Raw genomic sequence first — 21,357 nt, 5'->3', positions numbered from 1 at the left:
ATCCAATGAAGTTCCTTCACACCGCCGACTGGCATTTAGGAAAAATCGTCAACTATGTACATATGACGGATGATCAACGTTATATGCTTGAGCGGTTCATTGATATAGTCAAAGAAAAAGAGCCGGATTGTATTATTATCGCAGGCGATTTATACGATCGTTCCATACCTCCTAAAGAGGCTGTGGAGCTGTTGAACGATACGCTGACGACGTTGGTCAATGAACTGCAGATCCCTGTTCTTGCGATTTCAGGCAACCACGACAGTCCTGATCGTCTACAGTTCGGAAGCGAAATGTTCCGCAGGCAGGGATTGTTCTTAGATTCTAAATTAAAGAAAGATCGGAAGCCTGTCACGTTATATGACGATCACGGGCCTGTCCATTTTCATTTAATCCCTTACTTAGAGCCGGCAGAAGCAGCAAAGGTCTTTGATGATGACTCGATAAAATCCCATCACCAGGCAGCTGAGAAAATCATCAACGATATCGAACAGCGCTTTGATTCAGCGGAGAGACATGTCTGGATCGGTCATTCGTTCCTCGCCGGAGGGATGGAATCCGAATCAGAAGAACGGCTTTCAATGATCGGGGGCAGCCCTTATGTGGATGCCTCCTTGTTTACGGATTTTGCGTATACGGCACTCGGTCATCTGCATCAACCCCAGCGTGTGACCCGGGATTATATCCGCTACAGCGGCTCGCTGCTGAAATACTCATTTTCGGAAGCCAGGCACAATAAATCCGTAACCTTTGTCCATATGGATGAGGACGGCACGTGTGAGATAGAGAAAATCCCTTTACATCCGCTGCGGGATTTCAAAGTGATTGAAGGGTATTTTGAAGATCTTCTTTCGGGTGATGCAGTGCCCAATCAAGAGGACTATCTGCATGTTCGTCTATTGGATGACGGACAACTGCTTGATCCGATGGGAAAACTCCGTCAAGTTTATCCGAACATCCTTCATTTAGAAAGAAAAAGATCGATGTCCAACCCTGAAATGGACGATCTGGAGCATGTGAAGAAAAGGCAGACTCTCTCTCACTCGGAACTTTTCGCCTCTTTCTATGAAGATATCAAAGGAGATCCCCTGCCTGGAAAGCGGAAGGACATGATTGAACAGGCCGTTCATGCGTTAAAGAAAAAGGAAAGGGAGCAGTAATATGAGAGCCATAACGATAACGATGAATGCTTTCGGACCATATAGAGATAAGCAGACGGTCGACTTTACGACCCTTGGCAGCGAATCGATCTTTTTAATTACAGGACCGACCGGAGCCGGCAAGACGACGATTTTTGATGCGATGTGTTTTGCCCTGTACGGGCGGGCCAGCGGGAGTGACCGCGATCAGGATACCTTAAGAAGTCATTTTGCTTCTCCCGAGGACCTCACTTATGTGGATTATCTATTCGAATTGAGAGGCAGAACCTACCGCATCAAGCGTCTTCCGAAACAGCAGAAGAAAAAGGAACGCGGCGAAGGATATAAAGAAGAGCCGGCCCGGGCAGAGCTGTATCAGATCATGGATGATGAGGAGCGGCTGCTTGCTTCAAAGATCAAGGAAGTGAACGATACCATCGAGGAATTGATGGGGCTGGACTATGAGCAGTTCCGAAAAATGATCATGATTCCGCAGGGAGAATTCAGGAAACTGATTTCAGAAAATAGTAAAGAAAGAGAAGAAATTCTCCAACGCATATTTAAAACTGAATTTTTTGACGCATTGACCTCTCATTTCAAGGCTGAAGCAAAAAAACTTGAAGATGAGATGAAGCAGTTTGAATGGAGAATCGAACAGGAGAAAGAGAAAATTCACTGGCACCCGGATCAGCAGGAAGAAGAAGAAATCCAGGAGCTTTCAAAAGTGAGAGAACGTCTGCAACAGCGGATTATCGACCAGGAAAATCATTATCATGAAAAGCAGGAGAAGCTGCAGGAAATCAAAAAGGAGACAGACGCTTTCCAGGAACATGTCTATCAACAGCAGCGGGTGACAGAACTTTTTCAGGAAAAAGAGCATCTGGTCCGTGAACAGCAGAAGCTTCAAGACCGGCAGCCTGAAGTGAATCGGCTGCAGGAGGAAAAACAGTGGGCGGCAAAGGCTGCGGAGGTCCTTCCTTATGAAAAGGATTATAAAAATCGTAAAGCTGAACTGGAAAAGTGGCAGACGAGCCTCCAACAGAAAGAAGAGCGAAGAGCTTCCCTGTTAAAGGAGTATCAGGAAGCTGAAGAAAAATACCGTACAGAGGAACAGAACGCCCCGCATCGCGAAGCGTTGAAAAATAAATGGAAAAAGAAGCAGGAAGAAGAACAACTGCTGAAGGAATACCTTTCGCTGGTGGAGGTGCTCAAGCAGCATAAGGGAAATTTCCGCCGAGATCAGGAAGCTGTCGAAACCAATCGAAAAAAGCTGCTGGACGCATCTCAAACAGTTGAGAAGCTGAAGGAAAGCGTTAAAGAAGATCCTTCTCTCGCTGAAAAAGAATACACATTAAAGCAGAAGCAGGAAAACATGGGTAATAAAAAGCAGAAGCTCCAGCAATTGAGCCGGGAATGGGAGCAGTTGAAGAAGCTCCGGAAAACCTATCAGTCGTTCATGGTCCGCTTTGACTCAGCCAAGAAAGACCAGCAGAAATCCAAGGAGGCCTATGAATCTGCTCTTGAAGAGGTGCAGGGACACCATGCCTATACACTTTCCATGAACCTCGTGGAGAACACGCCCTGTCCGGTATGTGGTTCGAACCACCATCCTCAACCTGCCCGGCAACCGGCAGCTGTTAAAAGTGCAGCGGAGATCCAGCAGCTTAAAGAAGTCTATGAAAAACACGACGAGGAGCTCACCAAGCTTCAAGAGGAATTTGTCCAGGTAAAATCAGCAGGCGAAACCCAGCGGCAGCTGACCGACCGTCTGTACCAGGAACTGCAGGACGATATGACAGACATGACGGATGCATCGATTCAAAAAGCTGTGGACACAGCCGGGGAGCATCTTGACTCTTACAATAAAGAACTTCAAAGTCTTCAAGAAAAGAGAGCACGCCTCCAAAAGGAAAACAAACAGCTGGAAGAACTGGAGGGTACGATCGTCCAGCTCCGCGGGGAGGCAGAGAATCTCCAGGAAGCTCTCCAGTCTTCCCGCCAGAAGACTGCTGATGTTCAGGCTGACATCCATGCGATGGAAAAGAATGGAGCCTTTGAAACGACCGATGCAGAAACGTTGAAAAAGGAAACAGAGAATCAGGAAGCTTTATATCTTGCAGCAGAACAAAGCTGGGAGAAAGCACAGGCCGTTTATCAGCAGAAACGGGAAGAACGGCAGCAGGTCCAGACTGCCGTAGAGGAAGGCCGTGCGTATGTAGAGGAAATGAAAGCAGCTGTGGAGGATCGGGAAAAACGAATGAATCAAACGCTTGACCAATTTTCCTTCCCCTCTATAGAGGCGTACAGGGAGGCTCTTAAACCTTCTTCTGAACGGGAGGCTATGGAGAAAAGAATTCTTGAACATGATAAGCGGAAAGGAATGGTAGAAGAACGGCTGGGTGTATTGAACCGTGAGCTGAAAGAAATCGAAAAACCTGATATGGATGCTCTCCATAAGGGATTGGAGGAGAAAAAGGCGGCCCGGGACGCCAGGCAGGAGCAGTTAAATGAAATTCAGGTGATGTTGAAGCAGAACAGGGACGTCGAAAAAAATATCACACGTCTCGTGGAGGAAGTTGGAGCACTGGCTGCTGATTATTATGATGTGGCTGAACTGGCCCAGCTTGCTGCTGGAGATAACCCTATGAGGCTCTCGCTTGAACGCTATGTGCTGGCTTCTTTCCTTGATGAAATTCTAGTCCAGGCGAATATCCGCCTTGATCAAATGACGGACCACAGATATCAGCTGGTCCGGAGCGGGGCAATTGCCAAAAGAGGTGCGCAGAGCGGCCTGGATCTTGAAGTAATCGATCATCATACAGGACAGCAGCGTTCTGTACGGACATTGTCGGGCGGGGAAGGCTTTAAAACCTCACTCAGTCTCGCCCTGGGTATGGCTGATGTTGTCCAATCCCATGCGGGAGGGGTTCAGCTTGATACCTTATTTATTGATGAAGGGTTCGGAACCCTTGATGAAGTATCACTGGAGCAGGCCATCGGTTGTCTGCGGGCACTTCAGGATGGAAACCGCATGCTCGGGATTATTTCCCACGTGTCCCAGCTGAAAGAGGAAATCCCGGCCAAACTACAAGTATATAGCGGTCCTAAAGGGTCTTCGCTTCAATTTATTTTTCAATAACCGGTAAAGAACAGGGCTGCTCCTTTTTGGTTGAGGAGCAAAACCTGCGGGAAAAGGGCAGGGAGTGACGTTGTCCAACAAAATTCGTCCCGAGGAGAAGATCCGGCTCTAAGACTATTGTCTAATGATGCGCTTGCCCGGGAAATAGTTGCTCCACCCCTGCCAATGACAGAGAGGAGAGAGCGGATTGCTTACGATTGAAAATGACTGGAAACCGGTGCTGCAGCAGGAAAAGCAGAAAGAATATTTCCGGGAGCTTGAAATGGAAATCGAAAGAGAATATGAACAGGCGCACGTGTTCCCTGAGCGCGAGAACGTTTTAGCCGCTATGAAGGGAACGGCACTCTCAGATACGAAAGTCGTCATCCTGGGACAGGACCCTTATCACAATGAGGGTCAGGCTCATGGATACAGCTTTTCGGTCCGTCCCCACGTGTCTATTCCACCTTCTCTTCGTAATATTTATAAAGAGATGGAACATGATTTGAACATAAAGAAACCCAACCACGGATGCCTCCAGTCATGGGCTGCGGAAGGTGTCCTGTTGCTCAACGATGTCTTGACGGTGCGCGCGCATGAGCCTCATTCCCATAAAGGAATCGGCTGGGAAAAGTTCACCGACGCTGTAATCCAGAAGATCAATGAAAGAGAACAGCCTGTGGTGTTCCTATTGTGGGGAAAACATGCTCAAAAGAAAGCTGATTTTGTAGACCGGGAGCGCCATCTCGTTCTCGAATCTTCCCACCCCAGTCCGTTTGCTGCCCACCGTGGATTTTTCGGCAGCCGCCCTTTTTCCAAGGCTAATGAGTTTCTGAACATGCATGGGGAATCTCCTGTGAACTGGGCGCTTCCAGTCAATCCTGAAGAGGCTTGAGCCCAGACCATACGGTTACCCAGGGCATATGTTACAGTATTCTAAAGTTTCGGAGGGGTTGTTATGTTTCCTACTGGTCAACCACCATACCCTCCCATGGGGGCGTTCCCGGGCTTTCAACAAGCAGCAGGTCCACAGATGATGCGTTCTATGGGACCTCTCGCAAATGCTGGTTCCCGTGGATTCGGAGGTCTGCCGGGTCTGCTTGGTAAAGGCGGTTTTGGTGCTGGAGCTCCCGGGTTTTTCGGGAATGCCGGATTAGGATCTGTACCCGGAGCGGGCTTTCTCGGTGGCGGAGGCCTTGGTTCCAATGCGTTGAATGCGGCCGGCGCCGCTGCCAAAACAGGAGGGGCCGGGTGGCTTGGGCATATGCAGACAGCGCTGAAGGCTGTCCAGACTGCCGCGCCGATGATGCAGCAGTACGGTCCGATGATCAAAAATATCCCAGCAATGATTAATATGATGAAAATCATGAATGAGCCGGATGAAGAAGAGGTAGATGAGTCATCAGGAAAATCGGGTGAATCACCATCCTCCTCCTACAGCTGGGAGTCCAGAGAAAGCTCCAGCAGGGGGAAAGGGAGGAGTAAACATACCTCCAAATCGCATAAAAAGAAAAAGAGTCAAGGAACATCACAGCCTAAATTGTTTATTTAGGCTGTGCGTGTGGCTTGATTTTTTTTTATGAATTAGCAAGAATAGGAACAAAGGTCATTGATTACACAATGCCGGAGGAGGCTTCATATTGACTAATACATTACAAAAAGCAACATTCGCCGGAGGGTGCTTTTGGTGCATGGTGGAACCTTTCGATGAACGACCTGGGATCGAATCCATTGTTTCTGGATACACCGGAGGACATACGAAAAATCCGACGTACATGCAGGTGGTTTCAGAAGCAACCGGACATAGAGAAGCTGTTCAAATCGTATACGATCCGGAAATCTTCCCCTACGAACGGCTCGTAGAACTATTCTGGCAGCAGATAGACCCGACAGATGACGGAGGGCAGTTTGCTGACCGGGGCCATTCCTATACAACAGCCATCTATTACCATAACGAAGAACAGAAAGCAGTCGCTGAACAAAGCAGACAGGATCTGGAGAAATCAGGGAGATTCAGCCAGCCGATTGTTACTGAAATCCTTCCCGCTGCCGTCTTTTATGAAGCGGAGGACAAGCATCAGGAGTATTATAAGAAGAACGCGTTCCACTACAAGCGTTACAAAAAAGGATCCGGACGTGCTGGATTTATCCAGGACAACTGGAGTTATAAAAAGGATCCTGAAGATCTAAAAAAACGGCTGAGTGATATTCAATATAAAGTAACACAGGAGAATGCCACGGAACGTCCTTACGATAATGAATATTTCGACCATGAAGAGGAAGGCATCTATGTGGATATTGTTTCTAAAGAGCCGCTGTTCAGCTCGAAAGATAAATATGACGCCGGTTGTGGATGGCCGAGCTTCACCAAGCCGATTGAGAAACAGCAGGTCAAAGAGGAAGTAGACACTTCCCACGGCATGTTCCGTACGGAAATCAGGAGCGGTGGAGCCGATTCGCATCTCGGACACGTCTTTGACGATGGCCCTGTAGACCAGGGAGGACTTCGTTACTGCATAAACTCTGCAGCGCTCGAATTCATTCCGAAAGATCAGATGGACGAAAAAGGATACGGATATTTGAAGCATCTTTTCCGCTGAATGGCTTGTTCAGAGAGTCAGGGTTAGAAGCAGCTGTCATCCAATGCTATAATGATTGGATGAGGAGGAACGGACCTTGGGCAGAAAACGAATCCTAACCAAAGATGAAATTTTAACAGTAACCGGGGAAGTACTGCGAAACGGTGGTATCCAGGAGGTTCATTTCAAAAAACTGGCTGAAGAGCTTCAAGTCAGCCGCAGCACCCTTTATGAGTATTTCAAAAATAAAGAGGAACTGATTCTCTCGTACATGAGAGCGATGATGGATGAAATGAATCGAAAAATTGAGGCGGTGCCGCCGGATCTTCCTCCCAACGAAAAATTAAAGCAGCTGCTTCACATTTTTCTGGAGCACGCCGATACGTATCACATTGATCAAATGATTCACGAACTTCAAACGAGTGATAAGCAGGTAGCCCTGTTATATAAAACCGAAGTTCATAAGGATCTCATGAAAACCCAACAACTTATGGGCAGCTGGATTGAAGAAGCGAAAGAAGCTGGGTTGTGGACGACAGATGTTTCCTCCACGCTCATCTCCGACGTTATTTTTCATTCGATTTTATTTTCCAACCGAAAAAAAATCGGAGCAGAGGATATGACGCAGCAATTGTTCCATATGATGGAACACGGTTTGTCCCAAAGAAACGAATGAACCCGCCGCTTTTTAAAAAGGCGGTTCTTTCTTTGACAATATCTTGAATTAAAGATATCATGTTTTTAGATATGATGATAAAGAAAAAACGGAGGGATTCACATGAATATGAAGCACATCTTCAAAGAAGGGCAGAATGAGAAAGTTCTTCTGCTTCTGCACGGGACAGGGGGGACAGAACAGGACCTTCTCCCACTCGCCGGGATGATCGATCCTGAAGCCTCCGTCTTGTCTGTCCGGGGGAACGTTTCTGAAAACGGAATGCCGCGCTTCTTTAAGCGGCTTAGAGAAGGGGTTTTCGATGAAGAGGATTTGGTTGAGCGGACGAAGGAATTATCCGAGTTTCTTGATGAAGCTGCCGCTCATTACGGCTTCCGACGGGATCAGATTGTAGCCGCAGGATACTCCAATGGGGCGAATATTGCTGGCAGCCTTCTGTTTCATTATGAAAAGAGTCTGCTTGGTGCGGTGTTGTTCCACCCGATGGTGCCAAGACGGGGGATAGAGCTTCCTGATCAGACGGGAATTCCCGTATTTATTGGTGCCGGTGAAAACGACCCGATCTGTCCGGCTTCTGAAACCCATGATTTAAAATCACTGCTTCAAGCTTCCGGAGCCCATGTCACGGATCACTGGGAGCGGATGGGGCACCAGTTGACTGAACAGGAAGTACGGGCAGCCGCCGAGTGGTATGCGGCGCAGTTTTAATGGTGTCTGTATTGAGTCACATCCTTGTTCCGTGTATGATAGAAGGCAGGGAACAAAGGAGGTAGTGCTGTGATTCATAAAGATTGGGAAAACAATAAAACGATAAAACAAATCGAATGCGTCCATAATGACGCCGCTAAATTCGTTGTCAACAACGTCCTCACCCCAGGTAAGGTGTACGACGTTAAAAATGAAAGCGAAGAATTTTACTTTGTAGTAGACAACTCCGGCAGAATCGGTGGTTTCTACAAAGATTACTTCAAAGAAGTATGAGACAAGCTGAAGGGATGCCCTTCAGCTTTTTTATTGGCTGTACGAATGTCGATAATTGTGAGAATTGGACGTTTACAGTCAAGATTGGCGGGGGTATGGGGGGTATAAGCCTATAAGAAGAAAGGATGCCTTCTTTATGATTATAAATAATGTCCGAATTTACGATCCTTCCCACCCTTATGATGATCAAACGTATGCGGTTAAAATAAATGGCGGAACGTTCGAAAAAATCTCTGAAGAGCCTTTAGAAGGCGGGGAGGTCATAGATGGGAAAGGGAAAGTCCTGGCCCCCTCTTTCAATGACAGCCACATGCACCTTTTACGCTACAGTCTTTTGAAAAAGGAGCTGGACTTGACCGAAGCGAAAAGCTGGAAGGAAATGAAACAGATGGTCGAGGACCACTATGACAAGATTGAACAGAATGACTGGATTTATGGAAAAGGGTTCAATGATGGGAACTTTGACGATTTGGATGGTCTGCTTACCGCTGAGGATTTGAACGAGATTCACGTTGATGCCAATATGTACTTCATGCATCAGGATGGACATGAGTGCGTAATCAGCCAGAAAGCGTTGGAGCGTTTGAAAGAGGAGGAAGCGTTTAAACAGGAACCGGATGAATTCAAGGAAACAGATGAAAGCGGGGAATGGAACGGACGCTTTAAGGATACTGCTGTTCATTACATTAAACACCATTTCTGGGGCCGTTCCGCTGCGGATGCGAAAGAGGCGCTGAAAACCGGAATACCTTATTTAAGCCGCTGTGGTATCACGTCGGTTCATACCGATGACATCAACTTCATCGGGTCTTATCAACGCTTGTGGGAAGCGTATACACAGCTTGAACAAGAAGGGGAACTTCCCATCGATGTTCATCTGCACCATTATATATTCAATATCGATGATTTGAAAAACTACTGCCTTCATAATGACCTCCGTACGGGCGGGGGAACAGAACGGGTGCGGGTAGGATCAGTGAAAATCTTCCTTGACGGGACACAACGGTTGTTTACAGCAGCCATGCGCAGCCCTTACCCCGTTCAGCCGGATACGGACGGCATTTTGATTTATACCCAGGATCAATTGAATGAAATGGTCCGTTATGCGAGTGAACAAAAGATGCAGGTAGCTATGCATGCGATTGGAGACCGGGCGGTGGAGCAGGCGTTGACAGCCCTTGAACAGCCGGAAGCAGAAACGGAAAGGTTCCGCCACCGGATTATTCATGCCCAGACGCTCGCTCCTGATCTTATCCAACGCATGAGAGAGGCTGCCCCTTATATTGAAACACAGCCTTCCTTCCTGCTTGATGAATGGGATAAAAAACACCACTGGTCGCCGGAAAGTCTCGTTCCATACGCTGACGCTTATGAAACTCTTCTGAAAGAACAGATTCCGATTACGTTGAGCTCGGACCTTCCTATCGGCGCCCTGGATCCTTTTGTGACGATTTTTACAGCGGTGAACCGGACCGACTTGGACGGGCGCCCTGAAGGTGGATGGATGCCGCAGGAAAAGATCAGCCTTCAGGCGGCCTACACCGGATTTACAAAAACACCGGCGGAACTTGAATACAATGAAGATCACAAGGGCATCATTAAAGGTGGTTATCAGGCTGACTTTGTTCTTCTGGATCAGCATCCCGAGGAAATCAAACCGGAGCACCTGCACGAGTTGAGTGTCCTGGAAACCTGGCACAGAGGACAAAGGGTCTATAAAAGATAAGTACGACTTTTCTTGTAAACACTCGTTCCATCATCCATAATAAGAGTAAGGTGACGGAAAGGGGAGGATGGGTAGAAATGGATAAACTAATTATCGTCCGCCACAGTGAAACAGAAGGGCAGCATGAAGACTCACCCTTAACTAAGCTTGGAATACGTCAAGCACAGAAACTGGCGGTCCTGTTGGATCAGTCTGGTGTAACCATTGACCGTATTATCTCAAGTCCCTATTTGAGGGCCGTTGAGACCATCAGACCCTATGCCCGGTCCAAGGACATGGAAATTGAAAGAGACGACCGCCTGGAGGAAAGGGTCCTCAGTCACGAACCATTGGATGACTGGGAAGAAGTCCTTCACGATACGTTTCAGGATCCTGATTTGAAGTTAACCGGAGGTGAGTCCTCTGTAGAAGCGAAGGACCGGGTCCTCTCGCTCATTGAGGAGCTGGAAAATCAAGACTGTGGAAATGTCCTCCTCGTAACGCACGGGAATCTTCTTGCTCTGCTGCTGCAGAAGTATAACCGTGAAATTGGATTTTATGATTGGAAACGGCTGTCACGCCCGGATGTTTTTCTTGTCCAGAAACAGGGCGGAGAATATATTGTGGAACGTATTTGGGAAGATTGACAGCTCGGCTGTCATCTTTCCTTTCTTTATTTCTTCTGTTGTCAGACCTCGGATTGCGATTTTGACATAAAATCGTTATGATAGATTGTGGTGTTTATCTTAGCTATTCAAGGTGAATATAGAAATGTAAGCACACTTAATTCCACTTAAAGGAGGAGAAAACGAAATGGCATTTGTTATTACATCCCCTTGTAAAGATGAAAAAGCTGGAGAATGCATGGATGTGTGCCCGGTTGACTGTATCGAGGAAGGAAAAGATATGTTCTATATCGATCCTGCCATCTGCATAGATTGCGGCGCATGTGAAGCTGTGTGTCCGGTAGAAGCTATTTATATCGAGGATGAAGTTCCTGAAGAGGAAACCCCATACATCGAAATCAACCGCAAGTTCTTCGAAGAACAATAAGGCACATACAAAAAAACGCCCTCCTTACGATTAAGGAGGGCGTTTTTTATTATCCCATTTCTTCACAGCATTCCAATGAATAATTATCTTGAATTCCGGGTAGATACATAAAGAATTCTGACATAGGAGGCTATTTTATGACAACGTTACAAAATCAAGCAGCAGTTATTACAGGGGCAAGCAGCGGAATCGGTAAAGCGATCGCTCACTCCCTCGCAGAACAGGGAGCTCATGTCGTATTGGCAGCCCGCCGCGCGGAACGCCTGCAGGAGCTTGCTGACGAAATTACAAGTCAGTATCAAGTAGAAGCGAAAGTGGTCGAAACGGACGTTACGAAGCGGGAGGATGTCGAAAATCTCGTGAAGGAAACGAAAGATGCCTTCGGCCGTTTGGATATTTTCATCAATAATGCCGGTGTTATGCTGCTTTCCTTCCTGAAAAATGATCATGTAGACGAATGGGAACAGATGGTGGATGTGAATATTAAAGGTGTGCTGTACGGCATTCATGCCGGACTGCCCGTTATGCTTGCACAGGATTCCGGCCACATCATCAATGTTTCCTCAGTGGCGGGCCATGAAGTGTTTCCTTCCAGCACGGTGTACAGCGCGACCAAGTACGCAGTAAAAGCGCTGTCCATGGGTATGGAAAAAGAACTGGCCAAAACCGGTGTGCGCGTCACCAACATTTCTCCCGGGGCGGTGGAAACAGAGCTCACCGATCACATCACTGACGGAGAAGTTCTGGATATGTTTAAGGACCGCAGTATGCAGCCCCTTGAAGCTGCAGATATTGCCAGCGCCGTTTCGTATGCTGTGACACAGCCGAAATCCGTAAATGTAAATGAAATCATTGTACGACCGCTGCATCAGGCCTGAGCAAAAAGAGACATCTAAAAAAAAGCTTGTAGAAAAACTTCTGTTTTTCTACAAGCATTGATGACCGCGGGAAGCGGTCATCTTTTAATGGACAACTTTAAATCTGCTGTAACCCTGAATTTCATCTTGACTAGTTATATCAAGGGATTCAACCTGGCTGAAAGGAGTTGGACCTTCATTGATTTTTTCAATGAAACGTTTTAACTGATCCTCTTCAGCTTCAGCTTCGATCAGGACGGTTCCGTCCGGCTGGTTTTTGACCCAGCCCGTTACGCCGAGTTGTTCAGCCATCTGCTTGGCAGAAGCCCGGAAACCGACTCCCTGAACGCGTCCATGTATAAGAATTCTATTATTTTCCATTGTGTCAGCACCTCCAGTTCCTCTCTGAACAATTCCCTGCGTCCCCCTGCAGGCAAACCTCAATAAGGAGGAAGAAGGATGAAAGAAATGAAGATTACGGATTTGTCCCCGTTTAAAATCGGACAGAAAGAAGATCCATCAGGCCGTACCGGCTGTACCGTTGTGCTTCATGAAACAGGTGCTGTCGGAGGTGTAAGCGTCCGGGGCGGTGCGCCGGGGACGAGGGAGACCGACCTGCTGCGGCCGGAAAACCTTGTCCAGCACATTCACGGCCTCTTCCTTTCCGGCGGCAGCGCTTTCGGACTTGATGTCGGTTCCGGTGTCATGAAATTTCTCGAAGAAAAAGGAATCGGCTTTGATGTGCAGGTGGCTAAAGTTCCGATTATTCCAGGAGCCATTTTGTTTGACTTGACCGACGATCCCGCCGTCGAACGTCCGGACGCCCAACTCGGCTATGAGGCTGCACGGTCCGCTTATGAGGCACCTGCGTTCCAAATGGGAAATTACGGAGCGGGCGCCGGGGCTTCGGTAGGAAAAGCGCTGGGAAAGACACACAGCATGAAAGGCGGAATCGGAAGCTGGGCCTGCCGAATCGGGCAAGTGGAAATCGGAGCTGTTGCAGCGGTCAACAGTTTTGGCGATGTGGTCGATCCGGCCACAGGAAAAATGATCGCGGGTCTTTATGAAGGAAATGAATTTTTACATACAGAAAAGCAGCTTCTTCGTCAAATGGAAGATACGGATACCAATCGTTTCAAAGGAAATACGACCATTGGGACCATCCTTACAAATGCGGCTTTGACGAAAGCAGAGGCATCTAAAGTGGCCGATGCGGCTCATGACGGTCTGGCCAGGACAATCCGCCCTTCCCATACATTTGTGGACGGGGATACGATTTTCTGTATGTCGGACAATCAGGTTCCCTGTGACCCGAACGCTCTAGCGGCTGCTGCTGCATGGTGTATGGAAAAAGCGGTGCTGAATGCCGTGCTGTCCAGTGCTTCCACGGAAGAATATCTAGCAGCCAAGGATTTTCACAAGAAAGGATGACACCCGTGTACGTATTTGTTTATGGATCCTTATGTTCAGGTCAGGACAATCATCACCTATTGGGAGAAGCAGAGCTTGTATCCGCTCAGGCCTTTGTAAGGGGCACGCTTCATTCCGGGCCCTTATATGAACCGCTTCTTTTGGAAGACCAGCATACATGGACGTATGGAGAACTCTATCATATTCCGCCCGCTTTATTATCTTTGCTTGATAATTTCGAAGGCTTTCAACCAGGAAGTGGGGATGGGAATTGGTATAGGAAAGAAACAGAAGTCTTTTGGGACACAGACTCCGTTATGGCAGAAACCTATTACTGGAACGGAGTGGCGAAGCAATCGATTCCTCATAACGACTGGAAGGTTCATCAGTTCCTTCAGCAAGACTCCTACATTTATTTCGCCTACGGGTCCTGCATGGATGATGCCCGGTTCATTACCCAGAAGGTCCACCATCTCTTTGGGGATGTCATAGGAAGAGGAACGCTGGATGACTATTGTTTAGCCTTTTCTTACCATTTGAATGATGGAGCAAGAGCGGATATCAGAGAGGGCGTGAAGCAAAAAGTGGAAGGTGTCCTTTATCGAATCAACAAGCAGGCCCTTCAATACCTTTTTTTACGGGAAGGGGTGGAAGCAGGGGCATACAGACCTGCCATCGTGCCGGTGAAAACGGATGATGGTTCAGTCCTGCAGGCTGTTACATTCACCGTGCTCTCTAAGAAAGAAGACACACCTCCGCCCTTCCACTATGCTGAAGAGATTGTCCGCGGCGGAGAGCGTTACTTATCCACGGAGTACATCGAGGCGTTGAAACAAAGGTTCCTCGATGATTTAAAAGTGCAGCATTTCCAAGAATACATGGAGAAAAGGAGCCGTTCCTATGACTGAAGCCACATGGAAAATGTATACAGCGCGTGATTTTTCTACGCTTTCCTATATGTCTTACCATCAATCCGCCCATAGCGACGAGGCGGTAATCATCATTCACGGCATCACGGCAGAATTAACGGAGCAGAAAAAGTTCGCCTCCGCCTGCCGGAGAGATGCGGACGTTTTTCTTCCGGTCCTCAGAGGCTATGATCATAAAAATAAGCGCGGTGACCTGGATTATATCGGACAGTATGATGATGATTTGTTTGATTTCATTCACTATATCAGGAAAAAAGGGTACAAGCGGATCACACTGATGGGGCATTCCATGGGATGTGCCAACCTGCTGCGCCTGATCAAGAAAAATCCTGCCATCGGAGATGCCTACATCTTCACGGCTCCATTTTTTCATCCGGCCGTTCCCGTTTATAAAAACGACGCAACTGATCCTTCCGGAGAAGGAGATGATGTCGAGTACACCGTCTATACGAAAAAGGTCATGGTGTTAATGACCTTATATAAAATGAATATCCACCGGTTTGAAAAGGCTCCAGCCGCTGAAATTCCTGACGAATTCGCCGATACCGGCCGTCTGTCCCTTTCCTTCAGGTTGTTGGTTTCCCGATTTCCCGAGAAAGTGACCCCCGGCCTGCTGAAAGGTGTGCAGGCACCAGTGACCATTGCTGTCGGCAGTGAGGATGAGGTTATCGAAGCAGAGAAATTGAAGAAGTGGGCGGAAGATATCTGGGAACGTCCAGTCGATATTCTTCCAGGGGCCGATCATAACGACATCTTGTATGACGCTGGATTTCATAAAATCATTCAAGAAATGGACGAGTCTGGCAATGAAAAAACTGTCCAGTGAAGTCATCCAGTTCAAGGGCCGGGCCGATGATTTCGGATATGAGCAGGGAAAAAGACTGAAACAGACCCTCCTTTATGAAAGTCACCTCCAGCGCAGACCGCGGTCCATCCGTCATTATCAAACAGATACAGAACATGTGAAAGCGATGCTTATGCACTGGGCGCCGCTCCTATGGGAAGAGCTGAGGGGGCTTTCGGAAGGTCTGCAATGGTCCCTTGAAGAAACCGTTCATGAATACAGCGGCTGGCAGCAGGAATGGGATCGTTCCGGATGCTCTATCATGCTTGGCAGCAACTATATGATCCGCAACTATGACTACAACCCGAAAACCTATGAAGGGCGGTTCCTGATTTACCAGCCGGATAACGGGACCACATCCATCGGTCCGGGTCAGCGGATCATCGGACGCACCGATGGCATGAATGAACATGGATTATGTGCTGGCTACAACTTCGTCAATCGTCTTCACCCGGAAGATGGATTCATCTGCTGTACATTGACTAGAATTCTTTTGGAGAGCTGCCGGGATACCGTTGAAGCAGAGAAGCTGCTGAAAGAGCTCCCCCACCGCCATTCATTCAATTATGTCCTTTTTGATAAAGCCGGCAGATCTTCTATTTTGGAAGGATCCCCCAGAGGGGTGATCAAGAAAGAAGGACAGGCTTGTACCAACCATTTCTCCCACATGCCCCAGGAGAACCGCAGACACTTGTCAGATTCAGAAACGCGGCTTTCCAAAATGATCGTCAGACAGAAGGAGGAGTGGGATGCCCAAGACGCCTTTCAATTTTTGAACGATCGTTCGGGTCCGATTTTTTCTGATCAGTATGAACGGTCTTCGGGTACGATTCATACAGCTGGTTATTCCCCGGAGACGCTTTCTCTCCGATTCGGACTTGGCGGTGATGCACAGGCTGTTTCGTTTTCCTTCGACAACTGGATCAAGGGACGCCGTTCCCCTGTTAAAAAAATGTTCGGATGGATTGATACAGTTATGGATATTCCCTATCTGGACGGCATCACCTGAAAAACCATATTGAGATGAAGGGGTCTGCGGCGTACAATAAGGATAGACGTAAACCGTAAAGGAGACCTTTGATGCAGACAACGACACGTAAAAATGCCATGAAACTTCAAAACCTTTATGCCTTTTTAAAACAAGAAGGGATGAGCAGACAAAAAGATAAGGTTATGGATCTGATCAAAAAAATCAAGCAGGAGGAAATGGTCATCGGTTTTGCCGGCCATTTTTCCGCCGGCAAGTCCACATTGATCAACACGCTGCTGGAAAGCCGGCTCCTTCCTTCAAGTCCTATTCCGACGAGCGCCAATATTGTCCGTTTGAGAACAGGGCCCGTCTATACAAAGGCGTATTTCACTTCAGATGCGCCTGTGAAATACGAAGCGGATGTAGAGCCGGAGACGATACAGGCATGGTGCAGGGACGGTGAACGTGTGACCGGACTGGAAATCAGCCGTCCGGACAGTCTCCTTCCACCCCACGTTTCTGTCCTGGATACCCCTGGCGTAGATTCTACGAATGATGCAGACAGGCTGATCACCGAATCTTCTCTGCACGTGATGGACTACATGTATTATGTTATGGATTACAACCATGTCCAGTCGGAAGTAAATCTATTGTTTTTATTGGAAATGCAGCAGAGGAACACCCCTTTTACCGTGGTGATCAACCAGGTGGATAAGCATGTAGAGGACCAGCTTACTTTTGGCGACTACCAAAAAAGTGTTGAAGCGGCCTTTCAACAGTGGGGGATTCACCCGGAATCGGTCTATTATACATCCATGAGAGACTTTGCAATGGAAGAAAATGAGTACAGGCAGTTGAAATACCATTTCCAACAGTTGTTTGACAGGGATTTTTCCCTCATAGAACAGCAGGCGGATGACGTAGCCGCTGCTTTAATGGAAGAAACCGTCAGAGATTATGAAGAGACCTTTGAAGAGAAGCGGGAAGAACTTCTTGAACAGAGAGAAAACCTTCAATCGGCCATTGACGAAAGTCCGATGGATCCGGATCTGATCCGTGAGTACAGCGAACTGGAAGAAGCGGCCGACGAGGCGTTTGAAAAGCGGATCTATCAGTTTGTTTCCAATGCCTACTTGATGCCGAGCGCCCTCCGTGAGTATGCGGAAGCTTACCTGCACTCCCGGCAGCCGGACTTTAAAGTCGGTCTGCTGTTTGCGAAGAAAAAAACCGAGGAAGAAAAACAGATGAGGGAAGACGCTTTTTACGAGGCCTTGGAAAAAACGATGGAAGAACAGTTGAAATGGCCGGTGCGGGAACGGATGATGAAACTGCTGGACGCTTACGGCATCCATTCCACGGAGCTTCTTCAAATCGTTCAGGAAATGGATTTTCACTATCCAAAAGAACGTCTGGAAACACTGGTTCAATCAGGGGCTTCGGTTACAGGGGCTTATGTTCTTCGATATACCGATGAAGTGGCAGCTGATATTCAACGGCAGGCCAAAGCCTTTCTCGGAGAATGGAAAAAAGCTTTTTTGGAAGAAGTATCAGCAAAAAAACAGGATGTGCTGCATCAACATGACCAAGCATTCTCTGCGTATGAAGACTTAGAGAAGATCGACGAGGAACTGGAATTCATCATTGAAAAGGTCCGGCAGTTCTCCAACCGCCTTCATGAAAGTTTTTCTGACACGATATCTGCAGAAAACAGGAAACAGGCAGAAGAAGATGAGGAGCGCATGGAAGAGCGGGTGTCTGATGCTCCTGAACATCCAGCAGGCGTCATGGACGAGGATGAGAACCTTATAGTGGGAGAACCATCCAAAGGCAGGCCGGCTCCCTCTCCAAGTTCAACTGTGGATCAGGTGAAAGACAGGACAGAGAAGGCCCTGGCTGTTATTCAGGATTTGGAAAGCATGGATGACCTTTCCCGCCGGCTGGAGGAAAAAGTGACCCGGCTTGACAACCGGACGTTTACAATAGCTTTATTCGGTGCCTTCAGCGCGGGGAAATCCTCGTTTGGCAATGCGCTTCTCGGAGATGACGTTCTGCCTGTGTCCCCCAATCCGACAACAGCAGCCATCAACCGGATATCTCCTGTATCAAGTGATCATCCGCACCAATCGGCAGAAGCTGCCGTAAAGTCAGAAATGGATATGCTGGAGGACATTGCTGCTGTGTACGCATCTTTTTCTTCCTTGGAAACAGCCTGGGAGGAACTGGATGAAATGGAAGTGGAGGAGTGGAAATCACGGGAGCAGAAAGAGCGCTCATTCCTAAAAGCCTTTTACGATGGATATCCGCAGATGAAGAAACATCTGGGACGAAGGATGTCTGTGCCTTGGGAGCAGCTGGCTGCTTTTGTTTCCCAAGAGGACAAGTCCTGTTTTATCGAGTCGATGGATGTGTACTACGATTGTGCGTGGACAAGGGCTGGCGTGACGCTTGTTGATACACCGGGGGCCGATTCCGTCAATGCCCGTCATACGAATGTCAGCTTTCAGTACATTAAAGATGCCGATGCTGTCTTATTTGTCACCTATTACAACCACCCGTTCTCAAGAGCCGATGAAACGTTTCTGAAACAACTGGGCAGGGTCAAGGACAGTTTTGCCATGGATAAGATGTTCTTCCTGATCAATGCCAAAGACCTTGCGCAGTCCAAGGAAGAACTGCAGCAGGTGGAAAGCTATGTGGAAACCCAGCTGAGTGCATTCGGAATTCGGAATCCGAGGCTTTACCCGGTCTCAAGTCTGCTGGGGTTGAAAGAGAAAAAATACCATCAAGATGAAAATTCCGGTATGGGGGCATTTGAAGACGGTTTTTCTTCCTTTTTGGAAGAGGAGTTATCCCAAGTGATGACGGCTTCCATTGAAAGTGATTTGGAGCGTGTGAAAAATTATGTCCAATCCATGGTGGAAAGCAGCCACATGGATGAAGGAGAAAGAAAAAAGAAAAAGGCACAACTGGAAGAACGCAGGCAGCAGGCGCTGGATCTTTTCGAAAAAGAGTATGACGGCGGGGCTGAAAAAGCGGTGCAGAACAAAATGGATAAGCAGCTTCATTATGTCCATGAACGGATGATGCTTCAATTCAACGATCTGTTCAAGCGCCATTTCAACCCTGCGGCTATTAATGGATGGCACCAGGATGTGAAAGAGCAGGTGAAAGAGGCACAAAAACAGTTGTTTGAAGAGATGACCTTTGACATGAAAGAGGAAGTCAAGGCTGTATGTGTCCGTGTGGAGCAGTTTATTACACAGCATCTCGATGAGACGAGGGCTAAAATTGAAAAAAACCTCCATCACATCGAAGCGTCCATCCATCTCGATACACTTGAGCTTCCTGATATGCCTATTCCAAAGATCGAAGGGGAGATCGAGCTTACGGCCGCGGAACAGGATCAGATCAGGAAAATGTTCAAGGGGACGAAATCCTTCTTTGAGAAAAATGAAAAAGAAAAAATGAAAGAAGCGGCCGCTCCACGTGCATCGGATGTTCTGCATCAGCAATTGGAGCAGATTTCCAAAGACGTAACGCCTTATTACCAGACTCAATGGGCAGATGTATATGCGACGGCCCGCCGCTCCTGGATCGATGAAACAGCAAAGCAGTTCGATCAGCTGATCAATCACTACAGGACCCCTGTAAACCGGAAACAGGTGGAGAAAGCCTGGGATCAGCTTTCCAAGGTCTAAATGAGAACAGAAAAACATACCATAGACTAAGACGATTTTCCCCGGCCGGGGTTCTCTTCCTCCTCCCCGGCCGGGGAAATTCTTTTATCATCACCCGCTGATCAGACGCATACAGTGTACAGGAAAGGAGGGTGACGAACATGTTGTATAATCCGAACCAGGGAATGTACCGGCAGCAGTATGCATCACAGACAGCTTCTGCTGAGTTTTCGTCAAGCCCCACTGCCCCCGGACTGAAGGGGAGTATTCAGTTTTACCAGATGCCGTATGGTGTTGAGGTTTTCGTTTATGTGGAAGGACTGCCTTCGTTTAAAAAGGAAAAAAACGGAGTTCAGACGGGCCCTCACGGCTTTCATATCCACGAAAAGGGATTGTGTGAAATTGGGGACGGGAGCGATCCGTTTGCAACGGCCGGGGGGCACTGGAATCCTGATCAGCAGCCGCACGGCAATCATGCGGGAGATTTCCCTGTGCTTTTTTCCAATCAGGGAAGGGCACGGATGATTTTCTTTACCGATCGTTTTCAAGTCCGTGATATTATCGGAAGAAGTGTCATCATTCATCAAGGTCCGGATGATTATCAGTCCCAGCCCAGCGGACGCTCAGGGAAAAGAATCGCCTGTGCCGTCATTCAATCCGGATAAATCATCATGGGGGGGAATAATGCTCCTCCTTTACGGATATAATGGAAGTAGAGTGATGTGAAGGGAGTGTACTTGACTTCAAACCGCAGGCGTAGTATAGTAAGTATAAAGGTTGAATTACCAATATTAAGAAGTTCATTCTTCCTAATCACCTATTATAAAGAGTGATCAATTCTATTGGTACTTTTTATAATATGTGATTTTTTCATTAAAGCAAAACGCATATTAATTTAGAAATATTGGAGGATCCATTCCATGAAAACAGGTACAGTGAAGTGGTTTAACGCGGAAAAAGGTTTTGGTTTTATCGAGGTTGAAGGCGAAGACGATGTATTCGTACACTTCAGCGCAATCAACGAAGAAGGCTTCAAATCTCTTGAAGAAGGTCAAGCTGTAGAGTTTGAAGTAACTGAAGGAAATCGCGGACCACAAGCTGCAAACGTAACGAAATTATAAAATCATAAAAAGACTGGCTTTAGCAAGTCAGTCTTTTTTCTATCATAATTGAGTTAAAGGGGGCTGCTTCAATGGCATTCGGAAAGAAAAATCAAGCTGAAGTGAAAGAAGAAGACACAAAAATCTGGGTTTGTTCATCCGATGACTGCAACTGCTGGCAGAGGGATAATTTCCGTACGAACAATGAGAAGAAATGTCCAATGTGCGGCAGCGATATGAAGGAAGAAAACAAAGTCCTTCAAGTTGTGGAAAACAACAGCCTGTATTATAAATCTCAGTCATGATATGGTAAAAAAAG

General features: G+C 47.5%; 21 protein-coding genes. 20 read left to right on the top strand and 1 reads right to left on the bottom strand.

Annotation, left to right across the window (positions count from 1 at the left end; translation table 11 throughout):
* The first annotated feature begins 5 nt into the window (after window positions 1–5).
* From ACXAD6_RS09340 to ACXAD6_RS09285, 12 genes are all read left to right on the top strand, one after another.
* Window positions 6–1,160 carry an exonuclease SbcCD subunit D gene (locus tag ACXAD6_RS09340; protein WP_474968640.1) on the top strand — a complete coding sequence of 385 codons (1,155 nt, stop codon included), beginning with the start codon at window positions 6–8 and terminating at the stop codon, window positions 1,158–1,160.
* A gap of 1 nt (window position 1,161) precedes the next feature.
* Window positions 1,162–4,278 carry an AAA family ATPase gene (locus tag ACXAD6_RS09335; protein ID WP_474968639.1) on the top strand — a complete coding sequence of 1,039 codons (3,117 nt, stop codon included), beginning with the start codon at window positions 1,162–1,164 and terminating at the stop codon, window positions 4,276–4,278.
* Between the two features lie 187 nt (window positions 4,279–4,465).
* Window positions 4,466–5,152, top strand: coding sequence for a uracil-DNA glycosylase (locus ACXAD6_RS09330; protein ID WP_474968638.1), 687 nt, complete (start codon window positions 4,466–4,468; stop codon window positions 5,150–5,152).
* Between the two features lie 63 nt (window positions 5,153–5,215).
* Entirely contained in the window at window positions 5,216–5,809 is a 594-nt protein-coding gene (gene vrrA, locus ACXAD6_RS09325; protein WP_474968637.1) for a VrrA/YqfQ family protein, read from the top strand.
* Between the two features lie 88 nt (window positions 5,810–5,897).
* Window positions 5,898–6,857 (top strand): peptide-methionine (R)-S-oxide reductase MsrB, encoded by a 960-nt coding sequence (gene msrB, locus ACXAD6_RS09320; protein WP_474968636.1) that lies wholly within the window; start codon window positions 5,898–5,900, stop codon window positions 6,855–6,857.
* A gap of 76 nt (window positions 6,858–6,933) precedes the next feature.
* The gene (locus tag ACXAD6_RS09315; RefSeq protein WP_474968635.1) at window positions 6,934–7,512 is read left to right on the top strand and encodes a TetR/AcrR family transcriptional regulator; all 579 of its coding nucleotides are present in this window, start codon (window positions 6,934–6,936) and stop codon (window positions 7,510–7,512) included.
* 108 nt (window positions 7,513–7,620) lie between these two features.
* Window positions 7,621–8,220 (top strand): alpha/beta hydrolase, encoded by a 600-nt coding sequence (locus ACXAD6_RS09310; RefSeq protein ID WP_474970392.1) that lies wholly within the window; start codon window positions 7,621–7,623, stop codon window positions 8,218–8,220.
* Window positions 8,221–8,289: 69 nt separating this feature from the next.
* Window positions 8,290–8,493 (top strand): DUF6501 family protein, encoded by a 204-nt coding sequence (locus ACXAD6_RS09305; protein WP_474968634.1) that lies wholly within the window; start codon window positions 8,290–8,292, stop codon window positions 8,491–8,493.
* 136 nt (window positions 8,494–8,629) lie between these two features.
* Window positions 8,630–10,219: an amidohydrolase gene (locus ACXAD6_RS09300; RefSeq protein ID WP_474968633.1), complete on the top strand. Its 1,590-nt coding sequence runs from the start codon at window positions 8,630–8,632 to the stop codon at window positions 10,217–10,219.
* A 77-nt stretch (window positions 10,220–10,296) separates the two neighbouring features.
* A complete protein-coding gene (locus tag ACXAD6_RS09295) occupies window positions 10,297–10,845 on the top strand; it encodes a histidine phosphatase family protein (RefSeq protein ID WP_206932753.1) in 549 nt (182 codons plus the stop codon).
* A gap of 166 nt (window positions 10,846–11,011) precedes the next feature.
* Window positions 11,012–11,251, top strand: a complete 240-nt coding sequence (locus ACXAD6_RS09290; RefSeq protein ID WP_008640010.1) for an indolepyruvate ferredoxin oxidoreductase subunit alpha — start codon at window positions 11,012–11,014, stop codon at window positions 11,249–11,251.
* A 137-nt stretch (window positions 11,252–11,388) separates the two neighbouring features.
* Window positions 11,389–12,129 carry an SDR family oxidoreductase gene (locus ACXAD6_RS09285; protein WP_474968632.1) on the top strand — a complete coding sequence of 247 codons (741 nt, stop codon included), beginning with the start codon at window positions 11,389–11,391 and terminating at the stop codon, window positions 12,127–12,129.
* A gap of 84 nt (window positions 12,130–12,213) precedes the next feature.
* Here ACXAD6_RS09285 and ACXAD6_RS09280 read toward each other — a convergent pair whose 3' ends face one another.
* Window positions 12,214–12,489, bottom strand: a complete 276-nt coding sequence (locus ACXAD6_RS09280; RefSeq protein WP_474968631.1) for an acylphosphatase — start codon at window positions 12,487–12,489, stop codon at window positions 12,214–12,216.
* A gap of 78 nt (window positions 12,490–12,567) precedes the next feature.
* Between ACXAD6_RS09280 and ACXAD6_RS09275 the strand changes: the two genes are divergently transcribed.
* The 8 genes from ACXAD6_RS09275 (at window position 12,568) to ACXAD6_RS09240 (ending at window position 21,343) form a co-directional block, all read left to right on the top strand.
* Entirely contained in the window at window positions 12,568–13,539 is a 972-nt protein-coding gene (locus tag ACXAD6_RS09275) for a P1 family peptidase (protein WP_474968630.1), read from the top strand.
* 5 nt (window positions 13,540–13,544) lie between these two features.
* Window positions 13,545–14,426: a gamma-glutamylcyclotransferase gene (locus ACXAD6_RS09270; protein WP_474968629.1), complete on the top strand. Its 882-nt coding sequence runs from the start codon at window positions 13,545–13,547 to the stop codon at window positions 14,424–14,426.
* Window positions 14,419–15,273, top strand: coding sequence for an alpha/beta hydrolase (locus ACXAD6_RS09265; protein WP_474968628.1), 855 nt, complete (start codon window positions 14,419–14,421; stop codon window positions 15,271–15,273). The genes ACXAD6_RS09270 and ACXAD6_RS09265 overlap by 8 nt, the downstream gene beginning before the upstream one ends.
* Complete coding sequence (locus tag ACXAD6_RS09260) at window positions 15,206–16,300, top strand: C45 family autoproteolytic acyltransferase/hydolase (protein WP_474968627.1); 1,095 nt, start codon at window positions 15,206–15,208, stop codon at window positions 16,298–16,300. Before ACXAD6_RS09265 ends, ACXAD6_RS09260 begins: the two co-directional genes overlap by 68 nt.
* Before the next feature lie 71 nt (window positions 16,301–16,371).
* Window positions 16,372–19,959 carry a dynamin family protein gene (locus tag ACXAD6_RS09255; protein ID WP_474968626.1) on the top strand — a complete coding sequence of 1,196 codons (3,588 nt, stop codon included), beginning with the start codon at window positions 16,372–16,374 and terminating at the stop codon, window positions 19,957–19,959.
* A gap of 140 nt (window positions 19,960–20,099) precedes the next feature.
* Window positions 20,100–20,603: a superoxide dismutase family protein gene (locus ACXAD6_RS09250; RefSeq protein ID WP_474968625.1), complete on the top strand. Its 504-nt coding sequence runs from the start codon at window positions 20,100–20,102 to the stop codon at window positions 20,601–20,603.
* A 255-nt stretch (window positions 20,604–20,858) separates the two neighbouring features.
* Window positions 20,859–21,059 carry a cold-shock protein gene (locus ACXAD6_RS09245; protein ID WP_027954344.1) on the top strand — a complete coding sequence of 67 codons (201 nt, stop codon included), beginning with the start codon at window positions 20,859–20,861 and terminating at the stop codon, window positions 21,057–21,059.
* A gap of 71 nt (window positions 21,060–21,130) precedes the next feature.
* Complete coding sequence (locus ACXAD6_RS09240) at window positions 21,131–21,343, top strand: cold-shock protein (RefSeq protein WP_027954343.1); 213 nt, start codon at window positions 21,131–21,133, stop codon at window positions 21,341–21,343.
* Window positions 21,344–21,357: the final 14 nt, after the last annotated feature.

Source organism: Halobacillus sp. ABH2_015 (genome assembly GCF_056158945.1).
This window is presented reverse-complemented; position numbering and strand designations above follow the sequence as displayed.